Annotated in this window: 14 protein-coding genes; 4 read left to right on the forward strand and 10 right to left on the reverse strand. The window is 51.1% G+C overall.

Annotation, left to right across the window (positions count from 1 at the left end):
* Positions 1-13: 13 nt before the first annotated feature.
* The 6 genes from G477_RS0108265 to G477_RS0108295 form a co-directional block, all read right to left on the reverse strand.
* On the reverse strand, positions 14-1,282 hold the full coding sequence (locus G477_RS0108265) for a nickel pincer cofactor-dependent isomerase, group 22 (RefSeq protein WP_026697552.1): 1,269 nt from the start codon (positions 1,280-1,282) through the stop codon (positions 14-16).
* A 12-nt stretch (positions 1,283-1,294) separates the two neighbouring features.
* Positions 1,295-2,569 (reverse strand): TRAP transporter large permease, encoded by a 1,275-nt coding sequence (locus tag G477_RS0108270; protein ID WP_026697553.1) that lies wholly within the window; start codon positions 2,567-2,569, stop codon positions 1,295-1,297.
* A gap of 1 nt (position 2,570) precedes the next feature.
* Entirely contained in the window at positions 2,571-3,053 is a 483-nt protein-coding gene (locus G477_RS0108275) for a TRAP transporter small permease (protein ID WP_026697554.1), read from the reverse strand.
* 73 nt (positions 3,054-3,126) lie between these two features.
* Positions 3,127-4,194 (reverse strand): TRAP transporter substrate-binding protein, encoded by a 1,068-nt coding sequence (locus G477_RS0108280; RefSeq protein ID WP_026697555.1) that lies wholly within the window; start codon positions 4,192-4,194, stop codon positions 3,127-3,129.
* The gene (locus G477_RS20520) at positions 4,191-5,525 is read right to left on the reverse strand and encodes a four-carbon acid sugar kinase family protein (protein ID WP_051287826.1); all 1,335 of its coding nucleotides are present in this window, start codon (positions 5,523-5,525) and stop codon (positions 4,191-4,193) included. Before G477_RS20520 ends, G477_RS0108280 begins: the two co-directional genes overlap by 4 nt.
* Before the next feature lie 890 nt (positions 5,526-6,415).
* The gene (locus tag G477_RS0108295; RefSeq protein WP_026697557.1) at positions 6,416-8,245 is read right to left on the reverse strand and encodes a sigma-54-dependent Fis family transcriptional regulator; all 1,830 of its coding nucleotides are present in this window, start codon (positions 8,243-8,245) and stop codon (positions 6,416-6,418) included.
* A 150-nt stretch (positions 8,246-8,395) separates the two neighbouring features.
* Here G477_RS0108295 and G477_RS0108300 point away from each other — a divergent pair, with 150 nt between their 5' ends.
* Entirely contained in the window at positions 8,396-9,397 is a 1,002-nt protein-coding gene (locus tag G477_RS0108300; RefSeq protein WP_026697558.1) for a metal ABC transporter solute-binding protein, Zn/Mn family, read from the forward strand.
* A gap of 556 nt (positions 9,398-9,953) precedes the next feature.
* Here the strand turns inward: G477_RS0108300 and G477_RS0108310 are convergent.
* The 4 genes from G477_RS0108310 to G477_RS0108325 all read right to left on the reverse strand — a co-directional run bounded on the left by G477_RS0108310 (position 9,954) and on the right by G477_RS0108325 (position 13,250).
* Entirely contained in the window at positions 9,954-10,523 is a 570-nt protein-coding gene (locus tag G477_RS0108310) for a glutathione peroxidase (protein ID WP_026697560.1), read from the reverse strand.
* A gap of 111 nt (positions 10,524-10,634) precedes the next feature.
* Positions 10,635-11,312 (reverse strand): AIM24 family protein, encoded by a 678-nt coding sequence (locus G477_RS0108315; RefSeq protein WP_026697561.1) that lies wholly within the window; start codon positions 11,310-11,312, stop codon positions 10,635-10,637.
* 15 nt (positions 11,313-11,327) lie between these two features.
* Complete coding sequence (locus G477_RS0108320; RefSeq protein WP_026697562.1) at positions 11,328-12,323, reverse strand: hypothetical protein; 996 nt, start codon at positions 12,321-12,323, stop codon at positions 11,328-11,330.
* Between the two features lie 45 nt (positions 12,324-12,368).
* Positions 12,369-13,250 (reverse strand): hypothetical protein, encoded by an 882-nt coding sequence (locus G477_RS0108325; RefSeq protein WP_026697563.1) that lies wholly within the window; start codon positions 13,248-13,250, stop codon positions 12,369-12,371.
* Between the two features lie 179 nt (positions 13,251-13,429).
* Between G477_RS0108325 and G477_RS0108330 the strand changes: the two genes are divergently transcribed.
* From G477_RS0108330 to G477_RS0108340, 3 genes are all read left to right on the forward strand, one after another.
* The gene (locus G477_RS0108330) at positions 13,430-14,317 is read left to right on the forward strand and encodes a YusW family protein (protein WP_026697564.1); all 888 of its coding nucleotides are present in this window, start codon (positions 13,430-13,432) and stop codon (positions 14,315-14,317) included.
* A 369-nt stretch (positions 14,318-14,686) separates the two neighbouring features.
* Positions 14,687-15,913, forward strand: a complete 1,227-nt coding sequence (locus G477_RS0108335; protein ID WP_026697565.1) for an SIR2 family protein — start codon at positions 14,687-14,689, stop codon at positions 15,911-15,913.
* Positions 15,906-17,609 (forward strand): ATP-binding protein, encoded by a 1,704-nt coding sequence (locus G477_RS0108340; RefSeq protein WP_026697566.1) that lies wholly within the window; start codon positions 15,906-15,908, stop codon positions 17,607-17,609. The genes G477_RS0108335 and G477_RS0108340 overlap by 8 nt, the downstream gene beginning before the upstream one ends.

Raw genomic sequence — 17,609 nt, forward strand, 5'->3', positions numbered from 1 at the left:
GTTGGTTCTCCTCCTATTCGTGGGAAGCGCCGATTTTTTCCAGGCGGCCGTGCTCATCATAGGTGATCGGCTGCAGCGCTTCGATTACTTCGATATGCTCGTTATCTTGAATCTCATTCAGGATGGTTTCCGACACGTACATCTCTGCCACGTCCAGCGTATTCGGGATCTGGATGAACCGCGTATCGGCATCATCGACTTCCCAGTTGCTCCGCATGGCCGCTTCGAGCGCCTTCTTGTCGTTATCTAGGACAATCGGGACCGCCGCCCGCGAGAGGAACGTACTCGTGACGACGTTCTCATTCATCGCCTGGTAATTGATCTGATCCAGCACGTGGCGCGTCGTCAAATCCGCCAGCCCGATTCCGAGGGCATTGCCGTGGGACGGGGCACTGATATCGCCGACGATGATGTATTTGATGTCCGGGGAAGCCGGCTCCTCCACCCCGAGGATCCGGATCCGGCCGATGATGTTCGTATCCATCCCGGTCCCGCTGAAGTTTTTGCCGATTTCATCCACGTGCACAATATCCACGTTCTCGACGGGCAGTGACGGCATGTAGCTCCGTGCTTCGGCGAGGAGTTCCTTCTCCCGGTCCATGATCTGTTCCGTCGGGATCGCTTCAATCACCGCCGTATGTTCGTAGGCGTTTTCGACAATCCCGACGCCCAGCTTGACCTTCCCACTGTCAAAAATGATGCGGGCCGCTTCGGGCATGACATCACGGATCCCTTTGATCCCGAGCGTATGCAGCGCCAGCGCCTGGTCGTGTTTTCCGAGACCGATGCTCGCCATTTTGCAGATGCCGCTTTCGATCTCTGCTTTGAAATCCGTATGCGGCTTGATCCGCCCCATGACGAGGACCCCGTCTGCTTCGTAGGCGGTCCGGTCCATATACACGGCCAGTCCTTCTTTGGTTTCGCCGATCGTGACCGTCTCCATCGAAGACAGGATCGGTGCTCCGCAGTAATCTTCGGTAATCCCGAGACTGTTGAGGACCTTGATCTGCCCTTCCGCGGTCGCTCCGCCATGGCTTCCCATCGCAGGAACGATGAACGGGTTGGCCCCGAGCTGCTTCAATTCCTCTGCGGTGTACTTGATGATCGCAGCGATGTTGGCTATGCCGCGGCTGCCGGCGGTGATCGCAATATGGTCTCCCGGCTTGATCACGTCCCGCACGAACGGCTGAGCGATTTGTTTGTGCACCTCCGCCTGAATATCTTCAATCTTTTCATCCGGAAAATGCTGTCTGATTTTCGCTGTGCGAAATGGACTCGACATAGTACCCTCTCCTTAATCCGCCAGTGATGGCAGGAATGTGGAAATAGCCGGCACGTAGCTGATCACGAGCACGCTGATGATCATGACGGCAAGGAACGGCAGCACCGCCCAGGCTATCTTCTCCAGTTTCGTATCGGCAATCTGCGCTGCCACGAACAAGTTGACGCCGACCGGCGGTGTCACCATCCCGACAGCCAGGTTCACGGTCATGATAATACCGAAGTGAACCGGATCAATCCCCATCGTCATGGCAATCGGCACGAGAATCGGTGCGAGAATGATGATAGCAGCCGACGTCTCAAAAATCATGCCGACGAGCAGCAGGAAGACGTTGACGATCAAGAGGAAGACGAGCGGACTGTCCGTGAAGTTCGTAAATGCTTCCGCGGCGAGCTGCGGTACGCGCTGACGAGTCAGAATGTAGGCGAACACACCGGCGTTGGCAATGATGATCATGATGATCGACGTCGTGATCGCCGAACGTGTGAAAATATTCATCATGTTTTTCAGGTTGATTTCCTTATATACGAAGAATCCAACGACAAAGGCGTACACGACCGCCACACCCGCGGCTTCTGTCGGCGTAAAGATCCCGCCGTAAATACCACCGAGAATGATCACCGGCATCATGAGGGCAAGTCCCGCTTCCTTTAAGGACGTGAGCTTTTCCCTCCACGTCGACTTCGTGCCGCCGGAATAGCCGCGGATCTTCGAAATGATGTAGACCGTCAGCAGCAGGACGAACCCGATCAGAATCCCCGGTAGAATCCCGGCAATAAAGAGACTGCCGATCGACACTTGGGCGACCACCCCGTAAAGAATGAGCGGAATACTCGGAGGGATGATGACCCCGATCCCGCCGGAGACCGCCTGCACGGAACCTGCGAAGTCTTTGTCGTACCCGCGCGCAATCATCGCCGGTATCAGAATCGATCCGATTGCGGCTACTGTTGCTGGACTGGAACCGGAAATCGCAGCGAAGAACATGGACGTGACCACCGCCACGGCCGCCAGTCCACCTTTCATTTCCCCAACGATAGCGCTTGCCAGGTTGATAAGCCGGCGCGAAATACCGCCGGTTTCCATCAGGCTCCCCGCCAGAATAAAGAACGGAATCGCCATCAGCGGAAACAAGTCGATTGCCGTCACCATCCGTGTGATGATGGTTTCGAGCGGCATCGCACCGCTGAGCCAAACGGCTATCGTTGAGGAGATACCTAACGCGAAAGCGATCGGAAGGCCCAGGGCGAAAAGCAGTATGAGTGTAATAACAAGAATAGTGAGCATATCAGCCTTCCTCCTCCTTCCGGTTCATTTCAATCAGGACGACGACCGCATTCATCATCATAAAAAAGGCGCCGACCGGAATAGCCGCATACGTATAGGCCATCGATACCCTCATGGATGGCGACAATTGTCCTGTCACTCCTTCAATGACGCCGATACTTCTCCACATGAGAAACCCGAAAAAGACGAGCATCAGTCCATACGTGAAGTTGCGGACGATCTGCTGCGCTTTCCCTGGCAGTTTATCGACGAACATATCAATCCCTATTAAACTTTTATCTCTCAGCGCGACCGCTGCTCCGAGAAACACGAGCCAGATCATCAAGTACCGGGTCAATTCCTCCGACCATCCGAGGGACGTCCCCAGAATGAAGCGCGAAAAAATCTGATACGCGATGACCACAGCCATCACTCCGAGAATGATGGCGATCGTGTACCGGAGAAAACGGTTGACGGTATCTATGCTGCGGACGATAGCATCCAATACACTTCTCCTCCTGTTCTGCAAAAGGCCGAGCATTGTAAAATACTCGGCCCGCCTAGACTCTCTCTTCTATTTAGTAGTCGTAGTTCTGGATCTCTTCAATCAAGTCAGCGCCGAACGTGTCTTCATACTCCTCGTACACCGGCTGCACCGCATCGATGAATGGATCGAGATCCACATCCTGGACGACTTCCATGCCTTCGTCTTCGAGGTCACCGATGAATTCTTCTTCCATCCGCTGCACGATTTCACGCTCGTTCTCGGCACCTGCCTGCGCTTCTTCACGAAGAATCTCCTGCAGGTCTTCCGGCAGCTCATCGTACACTTCCTGCGAAATCATCATGATGGACGGGTTGTACACGTGATTCGTCAGGCTCAAGTGATCCTGCACTTCGTAGAAACGGGAACTGTGGATGACCGGAATCGGGTTCTCCTGCCCGTCTACAACACCCTGCTGCAGGGACGTAAAGAGTTCCGTGAAGGACATCGGTGTTGGATCGCCGCCCATTTCTTCAAAGGCTGCCATGTGGATGTCGTTCTCCATCGTACGCAGCGACAGGCCGTCGATGTCTTCTGGTCCTTCAACCGGGTGGTTGTTGTTCGTCACGTGACGGAAGCCGTTTTCCCACCATGCAAGGCCGTGCAGATCGTGCGGCTCGAGTTCATCCAATAGCCCCTGCCCGATGTCGCCATCCAGCACGGTGTGCGCGTGGTCGTGGTTCTCAAACAGGAACGGCAGGTCGACGACGGTCACTTCTTCCGCAAACCCGCTCATCGGTCCGGTCGACGTGAGCACCATCTCCTGGTCGCCCATCTGCAGACTCTCGATCATTTCCCGCTCCCCGCCGAGGGCGCCGTCTGCGAAAATATCGATCTGCAGGCGTCCGTCGCTGCGTTCTTCGACGATTTCCTTGAATTCTTCCAGGCCTTCCTGGTAGTGGGACGCTTCTGCTAATGTATGGCCGATGCTGAGTGTGTACGTTTCGCCGTCATCACCGGATGCTTCGTTGCTGCCATTGTTTCCATTATTGCCGTTGTTGTCGCCGCCTGCATTGGCTTCGCCGTTGTTGTCGTCGTTGCCGCATGCCGCGAGTGCTACCGCCATTGCTGAAATTCCGCTGATCATCAGTGCTTTTTTCATTCGTAAACCCTCCTATTATTATCGTTCATATGATAAAGGGACGTCAGAACTGCTTCTGATCCAAATCCGCCCGCTTTCGTAATGACCTGCATGCCCTGCCAGGGCCCGCTTTTCACCGTACAGACCGGAATGCCTTCTTCCAAATAACCGGTAACCTGCAGCATATCGATGCCGCATGCCCGGCAGACCGCATAGGCGATATCCCCTCCGGTCAAAAAGAGAGTGCCCGGGCGCTTCGCTTCCACCAGCTTTTTCCCAAGCCGGCCGAGGCTCTCGGCTATCGCCGTGCCTGGATCCTGTGCGTGCACGGCCGTCAGCCGATCGGGATCCGGACTGTCACCGCTTACATAATACACTTCAAACCACGCATCCTCTGCCTTTTCCATCTTGGGCGGCACCCTGCCGCTTTCATAAAAGTCGAGCAGTTCATCTGCCTGCAGTTTCACCGCGTTGCCGTCCGCCTGCTTCATAAAATGCGTCAGCTGCGCCGCCGTTTTCTCGCTGCGGCTGCCGACAAGAGACAAGGTTTTCTCCGCAGGAGGCGGTGCTGCCGCGCTGCGATTGGCAGCAGGAGGTGAATCATTCCGCAGTCTGGAGCTGAGTGCACCGGCAAGTCCGGCCGAACCGACGAACATGATCTGGTGAGAGGCCGTCAATCCTGCATCCACGACGGCCTGCATGTCTTCTTCCGTCACCGCGTCAAAACTGAAAATACGGACACCCTTTGCTGCGGCAGCATCCACCGCCTGCGTGATGGTCAAGGGGGAAAGACCATCCTGCCTGCTGATATGGTGGACCAGCTTGGACGACTGCGAGCGGAGCAGCTCATCGAGCCGAGACGTCCGGATCGGAAACCGGGGATCGCGGGCAAACTGTGTCTCTGCCAGCGGCACGGCGTCAATATACTGCACCGCCGCTTCCGTTGTCCGTCCGTTTTGGGGGTAGGACGGCGCCACGAAAGCGATATCATAATTGGAATGATCTAGTAATGCATCAATTTCGCCTCCAATATGACCCCGCATCGTCGAATCGATCTTTTTATACAAAATCGTCGATCCGTTTCCAAGCTGCCTGCCTAGAGATGTGACCGTTTTCATAGCTTCGGAAGAAGAAATGGACCGCGTCTCTGCATTGAATACGGTTACATGTTCTTCCGGCACGTCCTCTCCGCTGCACTGTGCAACAATCTGCGTCGGAAAGTCATGTCTGTAGAACTGCAATGCAGTGTCGTTCGCTCCAGTTAAATCGTCCGCGATGATATTTACTTTTGTAATCTGATTCACCTCCTCGGCTGTCAATGTGATTCTTAGTATAGCCGAGGCATGTTTCATTATACAATCCCTTTTTAAAAATATTTTGTTTCATTTTGAAACAAATTGAGAATTATTCCGCATTTCATTCAAATTTGTCATATAAATGTTTTAAATGGAAACATATATGCAACAACTAATCTGCTGAACGGTCAGCTTGTGTTTCATTTTTCACAAGCAGAAACCTGGAGGCCCTTTCCCCACCCGCCGGCAGTGGGGTCGATGGCGGGAATCTCCACCGCCGAGACAAGGATCGTGGCCTTGCTCCTGTAAGGAGGACGTTTCGAACAGAAAGCACTCCGATTCAAAGGGAGGCGCTGAGCCATCCTCCCCATGTCGCCGGTGGCTCCAGGGGCCTGATTTGCGTGCTGCCAGCAGAAGGAGGAAAAGCGGGACAGTCTGCGCGCTTTTTGCGTTCCTTCGATCTCGCCGGCGGGCGCCTTGCGTCCGGATGCGGGTCTCTTCCCGATATTTTAGAGACAAATGGCTTTTTTTGAGCCACCTCGCCACGACATTGCGCCGCTTCAGCCTGAAAGGGCGACGTCTGCTTCGTCAATTGCGCCAGCGAGCAGAAACGAAAACGTTCCACCCCGGCACCGCCTTTTCGTCATCGAAAAAAGCGGACAGCCGCCGTCTGCCCGCTTCAACATTGTATGCTTCTTTATGCTGAACAAAAGCGGGCAGCGCTTTTTGGTCGGAACGGCGTGTACCGCAGGTTCTTTGAGGGAAGCATCGTTCTTCCTGCTTCCCGAGCAGCTGGGCCGTCACCCTATATGAACACGTATACATGCTTATGCTTCCAAAAAGTATCCCACCCCGGCACACATGGTCCGGAGTGGGATTCTCTTCCCTTCTCCTGTTTTCCGCTATTTCTTTCAAGAAAAGGGTCCAAGCGCGAAAGAAGCTATGCCTTACGACTGTTGATACATCGCCTTCAGCTTTCTCCACAGCGTCGTCCGGTTCATGCCGAGCTTATCAGCCACCCGGGACTGGTTGTGATCCTCGAGCTCCATCACTTTCCGTATCACTTCTTCTTCGATTTCCGGCAGCGACCGGTTCCGGATCTCTACCATCATCTGATCATCGGCCGGCCGCTTCTTTTCACGCTGTTCCAGCACATCCAGCTGCTTGAGCACATCCTGCACCTCGTGCATATGGATGATCGGCCCATGGCTGGCGATGCAGATCTGGTGCACCGTGTTCTTCAGCTGCGTCAAGTTGCCCGGCCAGGAATACTGGTAAAAGTACTCCCGCAGTTCTTCCGACAGCCCGGTGATCTGCTTGCCGAGCACGGTGTTCGCTGCCACGATGAACCAGCGGATCAAATCCTCCATGTCCTCGCGGCGTTCCCGCAGCTCCGGACAATGGATGACATACGTGCTGATCAGTTTGTACAATTTCTCGTCAAACCCTTCCTCCTGCACGAGGTGCTCCAGCACGCCGGAATGCGTCGCGATCAGCTTCAGCTCCACATCCCCCTGGCGCAGCCACTCCTCCAGAAACCGCCGCAGCACCTGCTGATCCGCCGATTCCAGATTCCCGACTTCATCCAGGAGCAGGGTCCCGGCCGCCGCTCCGCTTCTGCCGAGCTCCATGCGGGTTTCCTGCAGGGCTTCGGAAAAGTAGTTTTTTCTCGAATCACAGTAAATATAGAAAAACTGCGCCGGCGTTTTGCCTGATTCATAATGCATCGCATGAGCAAGGGACGTCTTGCCGACGCCGGGCGGCCCCTGCAGCAGCACCGAGGAGCTCGTCTCCCCAAGCTTCGCTGCTTCATCGACAGCTTTTCTCATCGCTTCAGAATGGGTCACGAGCTGATTGAAGAAAACACGGCTTTTCGGCTGAAGCACCAGATTGGACCGGTCTCCCTCCACGGGACGGCTGCGCTTTTTCAGGCGGAGGATAAAGCCCCCTTCCTCCCCGGTCTGAAACGGCTCGACGTCGAGTTCATACGGGCGCCCCTGTACGTGAAGCAGCGACCGCTCCTCCGGCGCTCCGTCGGTGAGCAGTTTTTGGTAAAACGTGTCGTCGAGATCCTGCAGCGCCGAAGGGGGATTCGTCGGGTTCATCTGCCGGACGAGCTCGGCGAAGCGGTCGTTTTGTTCTTCGAATCGTCCGAGCGCGTTAATCACCGCCGCCGGCTCCTCCACGAGGGCAATCAGCGTCTCGATCTTCACGGCTTCGCGCTTCTTATGGTAGAGCACCTGCTGAGCTTCCTCGATCGCCTCCATGCACGCCTCTTCCCCGCTGTTGATGAGAATGCCGTGCATGCCGCGCTTCTCCGCTTCCTTCGTGGAAATAACGTCCCCGATGATCACCTGCACATCATCGGCCATCGCTTTCTTGAGCTCACCTTCAATGTCCTGCTGGCTGTCAATTTGATAAAACGTCAAGTCAAAGTCCAGCAGTTTCCCGATGGAATCGGCGCCCTGTATGACGTTGAAGTAGCTCATGATGCCGACTTTTCCGCGGTATCCCCGCATGAGCGCGAGAGTCCGGAGAATGTCATAGCCGGTGATGCGGACGTTCACGACCGGCAGGCTGCTCTGCTCCCGGATCAGCTTCGCCGTTGCTCCCCGGCTGATAATCGCATCGTATCCACGCACTTCCGCTTCCGCTGCCTGGGCCACTCCCTGCTCCAGGTCCCCGATGACGACGTCCACCGAGGCGTTGGTTTTCTTCTGCACCTGCCGGAATACGTCCGCCATGCCGGTATAAGGCGCAATCACCAGTATATGCACAGGACCACCTCCTGTTGTATTTTAAAACATCTCAGTAGTTTCATTTTACAACATTCTGTGCTAATGTAAAGCTGAAAACGATATCAAATTTTCCATCGGTTCTTTTCAATTTTGTATTCGTTTCAACCATCAACGTTCATGGAGGCCCTTATGAGAATCCTGCTATTTATTATCCCAGCGCTTCTGCTCGCCGCTTGTCAATCGGAGGAAGAAGGTAGAGAGTCCCAGCAGCTGCAGGCCAAGCCTGCTGCGGAGGAAGCACCGGAGGAAGACACCCTCCACGTCGTCACGACCATTTTTGCGCTGGAAGATGCCGTGCGCGCCGTCGGTGGAGACGCCGTCACTGTCCAGAACATCATCCCGCCTGACGTCGATGCTCATACATACGAACCGTCGATGCGCGCGCTGCTCGACATCAACGAAAGTGATGCATTTATCTACAGCGGCGGTGGGATGGAAGGCTTTGTCGAAGATGCCGTCGACGTCCTCACCAAGGAAGACATCCTGCTCGTGGAAGCTTCCGAGGACGTCCCGTTTCTTGCCGGCGGCGCTCATTCCCACGGGCACGATCACAGCCATGATCATGACGATGACCACGATCACGGCCATGCTCATGCAGACAATCCGCATGTCTTCATCGATCCGAACCGCATGAAAATCATGACGGACACAATCGCCGACGCGTTAGCCGAACTGGAGCCGGAACTCGACGACGTTTTCACCGACAATGCCGAAGCATATCAGGCTTCCCTGGATGAGGTTGATGACGCCTTCCGCAGAGTCATGGAGACACATGAAGGCGAAGGGATCTTCACTGCCCACGCCGGCTATGATTACTGGGAAGATGCTTACGGCCTGGAGCAGTATCCAGTGACCGGCTACTCCCCGGAACAGGAGCCGTCGATCCAGCAGCTCGAGGACGTCTTTGCCGACATCGAGGCAGCCGGAGCGGCGTATCTGTTCGTGGAAAACACGTATACCGTCCCAGCGGCGGAAACCATCCTGGAAGATGCCGGGATCGAAGAGCGGCCGCTTCATAACATGGAGACGATTTCCGAAGAGCAGCAGGAAGCCGGCGTGGATTACCCTTCCCTCATGATGGAAAACATCGAGGCGATCGAAGAGGCTCTCGAACAGCAGTCCACCTCTTGATGAGCGAGAGCGGCCGCCCTACGGAAACCAAGCCGGGAGGCGCGGAGCCGGGAATTGTCCGCACTTTCGCCGCGCTTGGTCACAATTGGCCCCAATTGTCCGCACTTTCCTCCCGCTTGGTCACAATCTCCGCCAATTGGCCGCACTTGGCTGCTGCCCAACCTCTTGATGATCGGGCGGCTGCCTTCCCCTCGGAACAGGCAATTGTCCGCACTTTCGCTGCGCTTGGTCACAATTAGCTCCAATTGTCCGCACTTTTCTCCCGCTTGGTCACAATCTCCGCCAATTGGCCGCACTTGGCTGCTGCACAACCTCTTGATAATCGGGCGGCTGCCTTCCCCTCGGAACAGGCAATTGTCCGCACTTTCGCCGCACTTGGTCACAATCGGCTCCAATTGTCCGCACTTTCCTCCCGCATGGTCACAACCTCCGCCAATTGTCCGCACTTGCTCCCCACACCCCTCCGACCTCCATCCGGATACGAAACAGCGCCCGACGGAAACGACGACGCAAAACATGCCCGCACCAGGAATCCCGGTGCGGGCATAACCATCTGCTATTCAGTGACAGCCGCTTTATGTTCCAGCAGCGCCTGAATGTCGCTTTCCATGTCGAGCGGCTCGGACGTCGGCTCAAACCGCGCCGTCACTTGCCCTTCCCGGTCGACGAGAAACTTCGTGAAATTCCACTTGATGCCGTTGTCGTGCAGGTATTCCGGGTGCTTGTCTTCAATGATCGACACCATCAGCTTCGCCGTCGGGTGATGCATGTCGAACCCGCGGAACGGCTGCTCGCTCGTCAAATAGCGGTACAGCGGATGCGCCTCGTCGCCGCGGACGTCCATTTTCTTGAACAGCGGGAAGTTGACGCCGTGATTCAGCGAACAGAATTCGGTAATCTCTCCGTCGCCGAGCGGTTCCTGACCGTCGAACTGATTCGACGGAAAGCCGAGCACCTGCAGCCCCTGCTCGCCATACTTGTCCTGCAGCTTCTGCAGATCATCCAGCTGCGGCGTGAAACCGCATTTCGTCGCCGTATTGACGAGAATCAGCACCTGCCCTTTGTACCGCTCCAGCTTGGCGGTCAATCCACTTGATGTCTTCACTTTGTAGTCATATACACTCATATCGGCGCATCCCCTTTTTCCTGGTTGATTGGTGATCTATGAAGTATATACCCCTTCTGACTCAAAAAGAAACCACAATGCAAGACTTTAGACACAGAGCATAAAGACTACCTATTCTGTTTCAAATCCCGGCTGCACAATGACAAAGCCATCGCCTTCAAACTTCATCTGCACCGACTCCCCGCTGCCGCGCCCGAGGAATGTCCTGTAATTTACATCTGTATGGAATTCCGGCGAAAGCTCCCCGGACCAGGCGACCGTCGCCGTCGGATCGGTGTAGACCGGCGCTCCTTCGCTGACCGGCAGCGTCAACGGCTCAAAGTACGTCGTGATCGCCACTTTTCCTTCGCCGCGGAGCGTAATGTTGAACAGGCCGCCCGACATCATGCCGGCGATCTTACGCATGAACTCAATATCCCAGTCCACCGACGGCTCGAACGCCAGCAGGTCATTGCCGTTCACCGTAATCGCGCGGCCACCGAGATCGAGAATCGTCACGCGCTTCCCCTGGTCTGCCATGAACAGACGGCCGTTCCCGTTCGCTTTCATCAGCTCGCCGCCTTCGCTCGTGAACGTCTTCTTGAACGCCCGCTCCACGCCGTGCTCGAACGCACGCTCCCGCTCAAAGCGAATGTCACCCTGGTAGCCGATCATGCTCCCCATCTTCGCCCAGATCTGCCCGTCCAGGTTCACCTCGAGAATCCGCTCCGACTGCAGCCCCATCACGTCCGCCGGCTGCTCCTCCTGTCGCGTTTTCTGTAAAAATTCCTCCATTGAATAGCTGCTCATTGCATCCGCCTCCTTTTAGTTGTCGATCTCCTCGTCTTCCATGTCCCCGGTATCGAGCGTATCTTCAAATGTACCATCCACAACCTCGATGTCGTCCGGAGCCTCGAACAGCTCCTCATCAAAGTCCGGGTTGAGCTCGTACTCAATCACCACCGTGTTCCCCATGCCGGCACCGACTTCCGCATCGAGATCCTCGGCATCACTTTCCTCCTCGGATTCGCGCTTCACCTCGTAAAACGTCTCCACGTCGAACCAGTACGTCGTCACCGCACCGTCCGTCTCCGCCTCAATCCGGTATGCCTCGAAGCCGTTCACTTCCTGCTCGCCGTCAAGCGTCAAATCCGCTTCGTCCAGCAGCATCTCGTACTGAACAGCCCCGGCAGACAGATCTTCCTGATCTCCCTCGATCGGCTGCTCATAGCGGATGGCTTCCTCATCCCCTTCCTCATAGGAAATCTGATGATCCGGGTCGTCTGCATCCGTGAACGTATACGAACGAGGCTCCTCCGTCTCAAAGTCCTCGCCCTCTTCCTCGCCTTCCGAACGCATCTCCAATTCCAGCCGGTTATAGAAGTCTCCATCCTCGATGAAATCCCACTGACGCTCCCACGTCGTCATCTCGATTTCCCCGTCCGGCATGTCCTCTGCTTCCAGCTCCTGATCGATTTCCCCTTCGATTTCAAAATAGATGCTGTCCAGGTCGTCGTACAGCGCGATCGCCTCTTCGACGATCTCCTCGGCGTTGAGCATCTCATCTCCTCCGGCGTCGCTAGCAGCTTCGTCATTCTCTTCCTCGTTCATGTTGCCGCCGTTCTCTGCCTCGTTCTCCTCTTCGTCCTCATTTTCCGGGTCGTTCTCCTGCTCGTTTTCCTCATCTTCTCCGTTCTCTTCATTCTCTTCATTCACCTCGACACCATCATTTACCGTGCCTTCGTTCTCGTCATTCGTATTCTCATTGCTGCACGCAGCCAGGGCAAGCAGTGCCACTGCGGATATTCCCATTTTTTTCATGCTGTCCAGCTCCTTCATTTTCGTTGTTTGTTACGTATGCACCGACTAGTCGTCCAGTGCGTCCTCTTCTTCTATGACTTCCACGTCCTCCGGAGGCTCGAATAGATCTTCTTCCCAGGCCGGATCAAGGTCATAGTCGAGCACCTCCCGACTGCCAGGGTCGCCGCCCATACCGGTTCCGCCTTCTTCTTCCGCTGACTCCCGCTTCACCTCGAAAAAGGTGTCCGCGTCGAACCAGTACGTCGAGACGAGGTCCTCTTCTTCCACGTCGATGCGATAGGTGTCCACGCCGTTGATTTCCTCTTCGCCGTCGAGCGTCAAGTCGGCTTCGTCCAGCAGCCTGTCGTACGTGTCAGCTTCCGAGGCCACGTCCCCTTGCGCGAAGGGTTCCCCGCGACTCGCTTCCGCTTCGCCCCGGTTATAGCTGATTTGATAGGCAGGATCCTCCTGGTCCGTAAAGCGGACGGCTTCGGGCCCTTCGATTTCCACCGGTTCCCCGTCTTCTTCACCATAGATCGTGTCCTGAACCTCCAGCCGTTCCCAGACCTCCCCGTCCTCCTCGATCATCCACACACGTTCTTCAATCATGAGGTCCGTCCCTCCTTCCGGCATGCCTTCTGCACTCTGGACCCCATTCATATCTTCCATGTCTTCCTCCCGTTCATGCACCGTTTCCCTCTCCACATAGAAGCCGTCGATCTCTTCATACAGCGCAGCCGCTTCGTCGACGACCGTCTCCGCCGACGGCAGATCCTCGACTCCGTCATTCCCTGTGCCGTTGTCGTTTTCATTCGTATTCTCATTGCCGCAGGCGGCCAGGGCAAGCAGCACTGCTGCGGAGATGCCTGCTTTTCTAATCGTCGACACGCCTTTCTGTTCGATGCCCCCTCCATCCGGAGCCTCGCTGATATCTAGTTGCGTTTTCATAACTAATTATTGTTCTTCCCCTAAATAAATCCATACAAACCTCACTCTTCCTTTGATGGAAGAGCGGCATCGCCATTTCCCTCAAAAAAGTTCTCATTGAATTCTCATACTGCGTTCATGATTTTCTTATTTCCGCGGCATACAATGAAACTATCCCAACACAAGAAAGGATGTATATCATGAAGAAAGTTATTACTGGACTTACGGTCGTCACGCTCCTCGCCGCCTGCGGTGGACTGGAGCAAGTCGATCCGGAAGAGAATACAGAGACGTCAACGGCAGCGGATACCACGAATGAGGACGTGAACGAGAACGCGAACGAGACCGATGAGGAAGAAACGAATGAAGAACCAGCAGAAGAAAACAACGAGGATCCGGCGAACGAGGGGGAAGAGACGAACGACACCGCCTCGGATGATGCAGACGCGGGAAGCGTTGACGACGTCCATGAGTTCGATCTGCACATCGAATTCACCGACGATACCGAGTGGGAATTCGAATTTGAACGGGATGATCTCGAGGACATGGAGATCGACAAAGCTGGAGAGACAACCACAGGCGAAGCCGCGCAGGCGGAAATAGAAGAGATGCTCGCCGGGGTCTCCATCACGACGGAGCGTCCGCTGGAAGACATCATCACGGACGTACTCGAAGCGGCTGAAGCTCCGTTGGATGACGTGGAAGACGTCGACATCGAGATCCAGTATACGAGCGGAGAAGAAATCGTCATCGATCACGAAGGCCGGCACCAGGACAGCGGCGGAGACATTCAGGAATTCGACCTCGACATCGACTTCTTCAGCGGCGACGACCTTGAATTTGAGTACGAAGGCAGCGAAGCAGAAATCGAGCGCCGCGACGGATCCGAAGTCGAAGGCAGCAGCGCCGTCGAAGAAATCGAAGCCCTGCTGGAGAACATCTCCATCACGACAGACCGCACTATCTCCGACATGAAGCAGGAGATCACCGAAGCGCTCGACCTCGATCCGGACGACATCGAAGACATCGACGTCGACGTCGAATACAGCGGCGGCCAGACCGTGAAGTGGAAGTACGACAAAGAATAACGGTCTCCGAGACACCTTATTCAATATCAGTAGCTATCTCAAACAAGGCACTACCATATGAAATAATAAAGAACAGCCTGTCAGTGGAAGAAGTCCCTGGCAGGCTTTGGTTCGCGTAACCTCAAGATCACCCTCTGTAAGTCGCTGATGTTCTCATGAATAAGCGGTTAAAGCAACTGTATATTCTAACATCCCACTAAATTCATATACCGATTCATATAAAGCATGAATAGAGTGAACTGAAATTTCTGGGTTTAACTTACCTTCCGTTACTACTCATGTAATAATGTTTTGTTCTACAGTTCATATTTGGTAAAAAAACAATTGTTTGGTAAAATATGCGCATGTACTTTTTTAGGAGGAAAACTGTTGACAAAAAAATTATTAATTTCGAACTCAGATATCGTAGAGTATAGCGAAGCTGAAAATGAATATTATTTCAATGGTAAAGCATTAGATTCAAATGATAAAGAAAGAGAACAGAAGAATATGGAAGCTGAAAATAAAATCAGTGAGATTGTAAACAGGTTTCTAGGAAAACAATATGAGAATACACTAGTTTTAACTGGTGCAGGGAGCTCTATTTTATCTAAAGATGATTCTAAACAAGAATTAAATCTTGAAAAAAATTCTGGTAAAACGGTCTATGAAATTAGAAAAACTATAGAAGCTTGTTTAGACTTCGAACCAAAAGTTTATGATTTAAATGAAATAGCAGAATTGGCCAAGTATTCTCCCGATCAATATGGGATTAATATCGAAGATTTATTATCAAAAGTATCTCAAGCAAGAGATTTTATCCCTGATGAAAAAAAGGACAAATTTGATAGGACTGTAGATGAAATACAGAAAAACATTAAACAATTGTGTCAAATAGAATTGTCAAAACATCACAAACATGGAGAATTTGCTAACAAATTAATAGCCAAAAAGAATTCACATAGTAGAGCTAAAATTTTCACTACTAATTATGATACTCTATTTGAACAAGCCCTAAAAGAAGAAGGATTTATTCTTGTAGATGGATTCTCATATGAATTTCCACGGACATTTAATTCGAAATACTATGACTATGACTTCGTTATTAGAGGTGATAATAAAGTTATTGACGAACCGAATTTTGTCGACAAGGTAGTCCATCTTTATAAAATACATGGGTCCATCGATTGGAAGCAAAATGAGAAAGACCAAATAGTTAAAGAAGAAGATACACAAAACGATGAATCGTTAATGATCTATCCTAGACGAGCAAAATTTGAACAATCGTACGAGTCTCCTTATTTCGACTTGTTTGCACGATTTCAAGTGGAGCTCAGAAAATCAAAAACTCTATTAATAGTAATTGGTTTTAGTTTTGCCGATAAACATATAAAATCCATAGTTGAAAACGCCGTTATTACTAACTCTGAGCTTAGTATTCTAATTGTGAATCCGTCTATAGAAACAGATGGGTACAATGAATTTATCAGAAGAGCAGAGTCTTATAACAATGTAATGCTAGTGAATAAAACGTTTGAAGATTTTGTTGATTGCTTTCACAAACAAGAAGCTTATAGCAATGATCTATTCATCAAAGATGGTGACAAGAATGAGTAAGTATATTTTCGAACAAAAATTATTCTTAGGATTCGTTACTAAAGTTTCTACGACTATGATTACAGCACATATTCCATCTTCAAAATATATCAGTAAATTTATTGATCTTGGAGATGAATTTCATGGGGGTCTTATTAATAGTTTTGTTGTGGTAGAGGGAGAACAGTATGGCTTTATTTGTAGAGTTCTTGGTATTGAGATCCCTGAGAAAGAAAGATTAGAAATCTCAACCGAAGCTCTTAAACAGCAAGATTTTCATCCCTTATTAAAACTGGAAGTACAAAGTATGTTCAGTTACAATAATTTAAACTTTATAAAGTCTTTAAGTGACCATCCAAATGTCGGAGCAAAAGTTTACATTGCCCGTGAAGAAGTAATAAATCTTTATCTCGAACAGGTAGAATTCAAAAAATACGATTTAAGAACAAGTAATTTCTCTACTCTTATTAGTAATGAAAATAGTGCAGTAGATTTTTCTTTGCAGAATATATTTAGTCGTCATGCTGCTATCGTTGGTACTACAGGGAGCGGAAAAAGCTGGACAACTGCTACTCTAGTTGAAAATCTGATAGCTAATAGTCAAAAGATCATTTTATTAGATGCTACCGGTGAATACGATAATATAGCGAATCAATTTCATAATAACACTACTATTGCTGCAGAACTGGGGCAAGACCATTACATCGATTATAAAAAACTAACTTTAGAAGATCTATTTTATTTAGTGAAACCTTCGGCAAGTGTACAATTCCCTAAATTAAAAGCCGCTGTGAAAAGTTTAAAATTGTTAAGAATGGCTGAAAACGAATTAAATGCTGAAAATTACGTAGAAGAAACAGCAGATGGCCGTAAAATTATAATTAAGCGCGGTAAACAGAAAGAGGCCTTGAATAAAATAGAATATAGATATGCCGATCGCTTAGAATTAAACGATTTAAATTTTGATATAAGAGCTCTGCCAGAACAAATGGAAAATGAATGCGTTTACGATACTGACCTTCATCGTCGAGAATTTTTCGGAAGTATAGATAATAATAGTCTTGGATTTTGTACAACATTAATCACAAGAATCAATGCATTGCTTAATAATCAATATTTCAAGAAAATATTCAATTTTATCGAGGATGACAATTTGAGTGATTTATTCGAAAAATTTGATGGTTTTTTAGATAATGATGAAAACTTACTTTACGTCAACATTCAAAATGTCCCTTTTTCTTTTGATCTTAGAGAAGTTGTAGCAGACACACTAGCTCAAAAAACATTATCTATAGCAAGACAAGGACGGATGAAAGAAAGGCCATGTTTGCTGATTGTAGATGAAGCTCACCAGTTCATGAATAAATCTGTATCTAATGATTTTGATAATTTTAAGCTAGAAGGCTTCGATATCATTGCAAAAGAAGGCAGGAAATATGGATTATTCCTGTGTTTAACTACTCAATTACCGAGAGACATTCCTTTTCGAACTTTAAGTCAAATAGGTACATTTATTGTGCATCGACTTATTAACCAAAGGGATAAAGAGATAATACAAAATTCATTACCAGTATCAAATCAAGATATTATAAATTCCTTACCCGAGTTAGGCCAAGGAGAAGTTATTCTATCTTCTATTGATGTTAAACAACCACTTACGTTGAAAGTTTCAAAACCCAGATGTGAACCAGATTCTAATACTCCATTATTTAAATGA

This window comes from Alkalicoccus chagannorensis DSM 18086 (assembly GCF_000429725.1).
In the GTDB taxonomy this organism is placed as follows: domain Bacteria; phylum Bacillota; class Bacilli; order Bacillales; family Salisediminibacteriaceae; genus Alkalicoccus; species Alkalicoccus chagannorensis.

Excerpts from the sequence above, each read along its gene's own strand:
- G477_RS0108340 (WP_026697566.1), top strand. The coding sequence starts at position 15,906 with ATGAGTAAGTATATTTTCGAACAAAAATTATTCTTAGGATTCGTTACT.
- G477_RS0108325 (WP_026697563.1), bottom strand. The coding sequence starts at position 13,250 with ATGAAAACGCAACTAGATATCAGCGAGGCTCCGGATGGAGGGGGCATC.
- G477_RS0108320 (WP_026697562.1), bottom strand. The coding sequence starts at position 12,323 with ATGAAAAAAATGGGAATATCCGCAGTGGCACTGCTTGCCCTGGCTGCG.
- G477_RS0108310 (WP_026697560.1), bottom strand. The coding sequence starts at position 10,523 with ATGAGTGTATATGACTACAAAGTGAAGACATCAAGTGGATTGACCGCC.
- G477_RS0108265 (WP_026697552.1), bottom strand. The coding sequence starts at position 1,282 with ATGTCGAGTCCATTTCGCACAGCGAAAATCAGACAGCATTTTCCGGAT.
- G477_RS0108270 (WP_026697553.1), bottom strand. The coding sequence starts at position 2,569 with ATGCTCACTATTCTTGTTATTACACTCATACTGCTTTTCGCCCTGGGC.
- G477_RS0108315 (WP_026697561.1), bottom strand. The coding sequence starts at position 11,312 with ATGAGCAGCTATTCAATGGAGGAATTTTTACAGAAAACGCGACAGGAG.
- G477_RS0108300 (WP_026697558.1), top strand. The coding sequence starts at position 8,396 with ATGAGAATCCTGCTATTTATTATCCCAGCGCTTCTGCTCGCCGCTTGT.
- G477_RS0108330 (WP_026697564.1), top strand. The coding sequence starts at position 13,430 with ATGAAGAAAGTTATTACTGGACTTACGGTCGTCACGCTCCTCGCCGCC.
- G477_RS0108280 (WP_026697555.1), bottom strand. The coding sequence starts at position 4,194 with ATGAAAAAAGCACTGATGATCAGCGGAATTTCAGCAATGGCGGTAGCA.
- G477_RS20520 (WP_051287826.1), bottom strand. The coding sequence starts at position 5,525 with ATGAAACATGCCTCGGCTATACTAAGAATCACATTGACAGCCGAGGAG.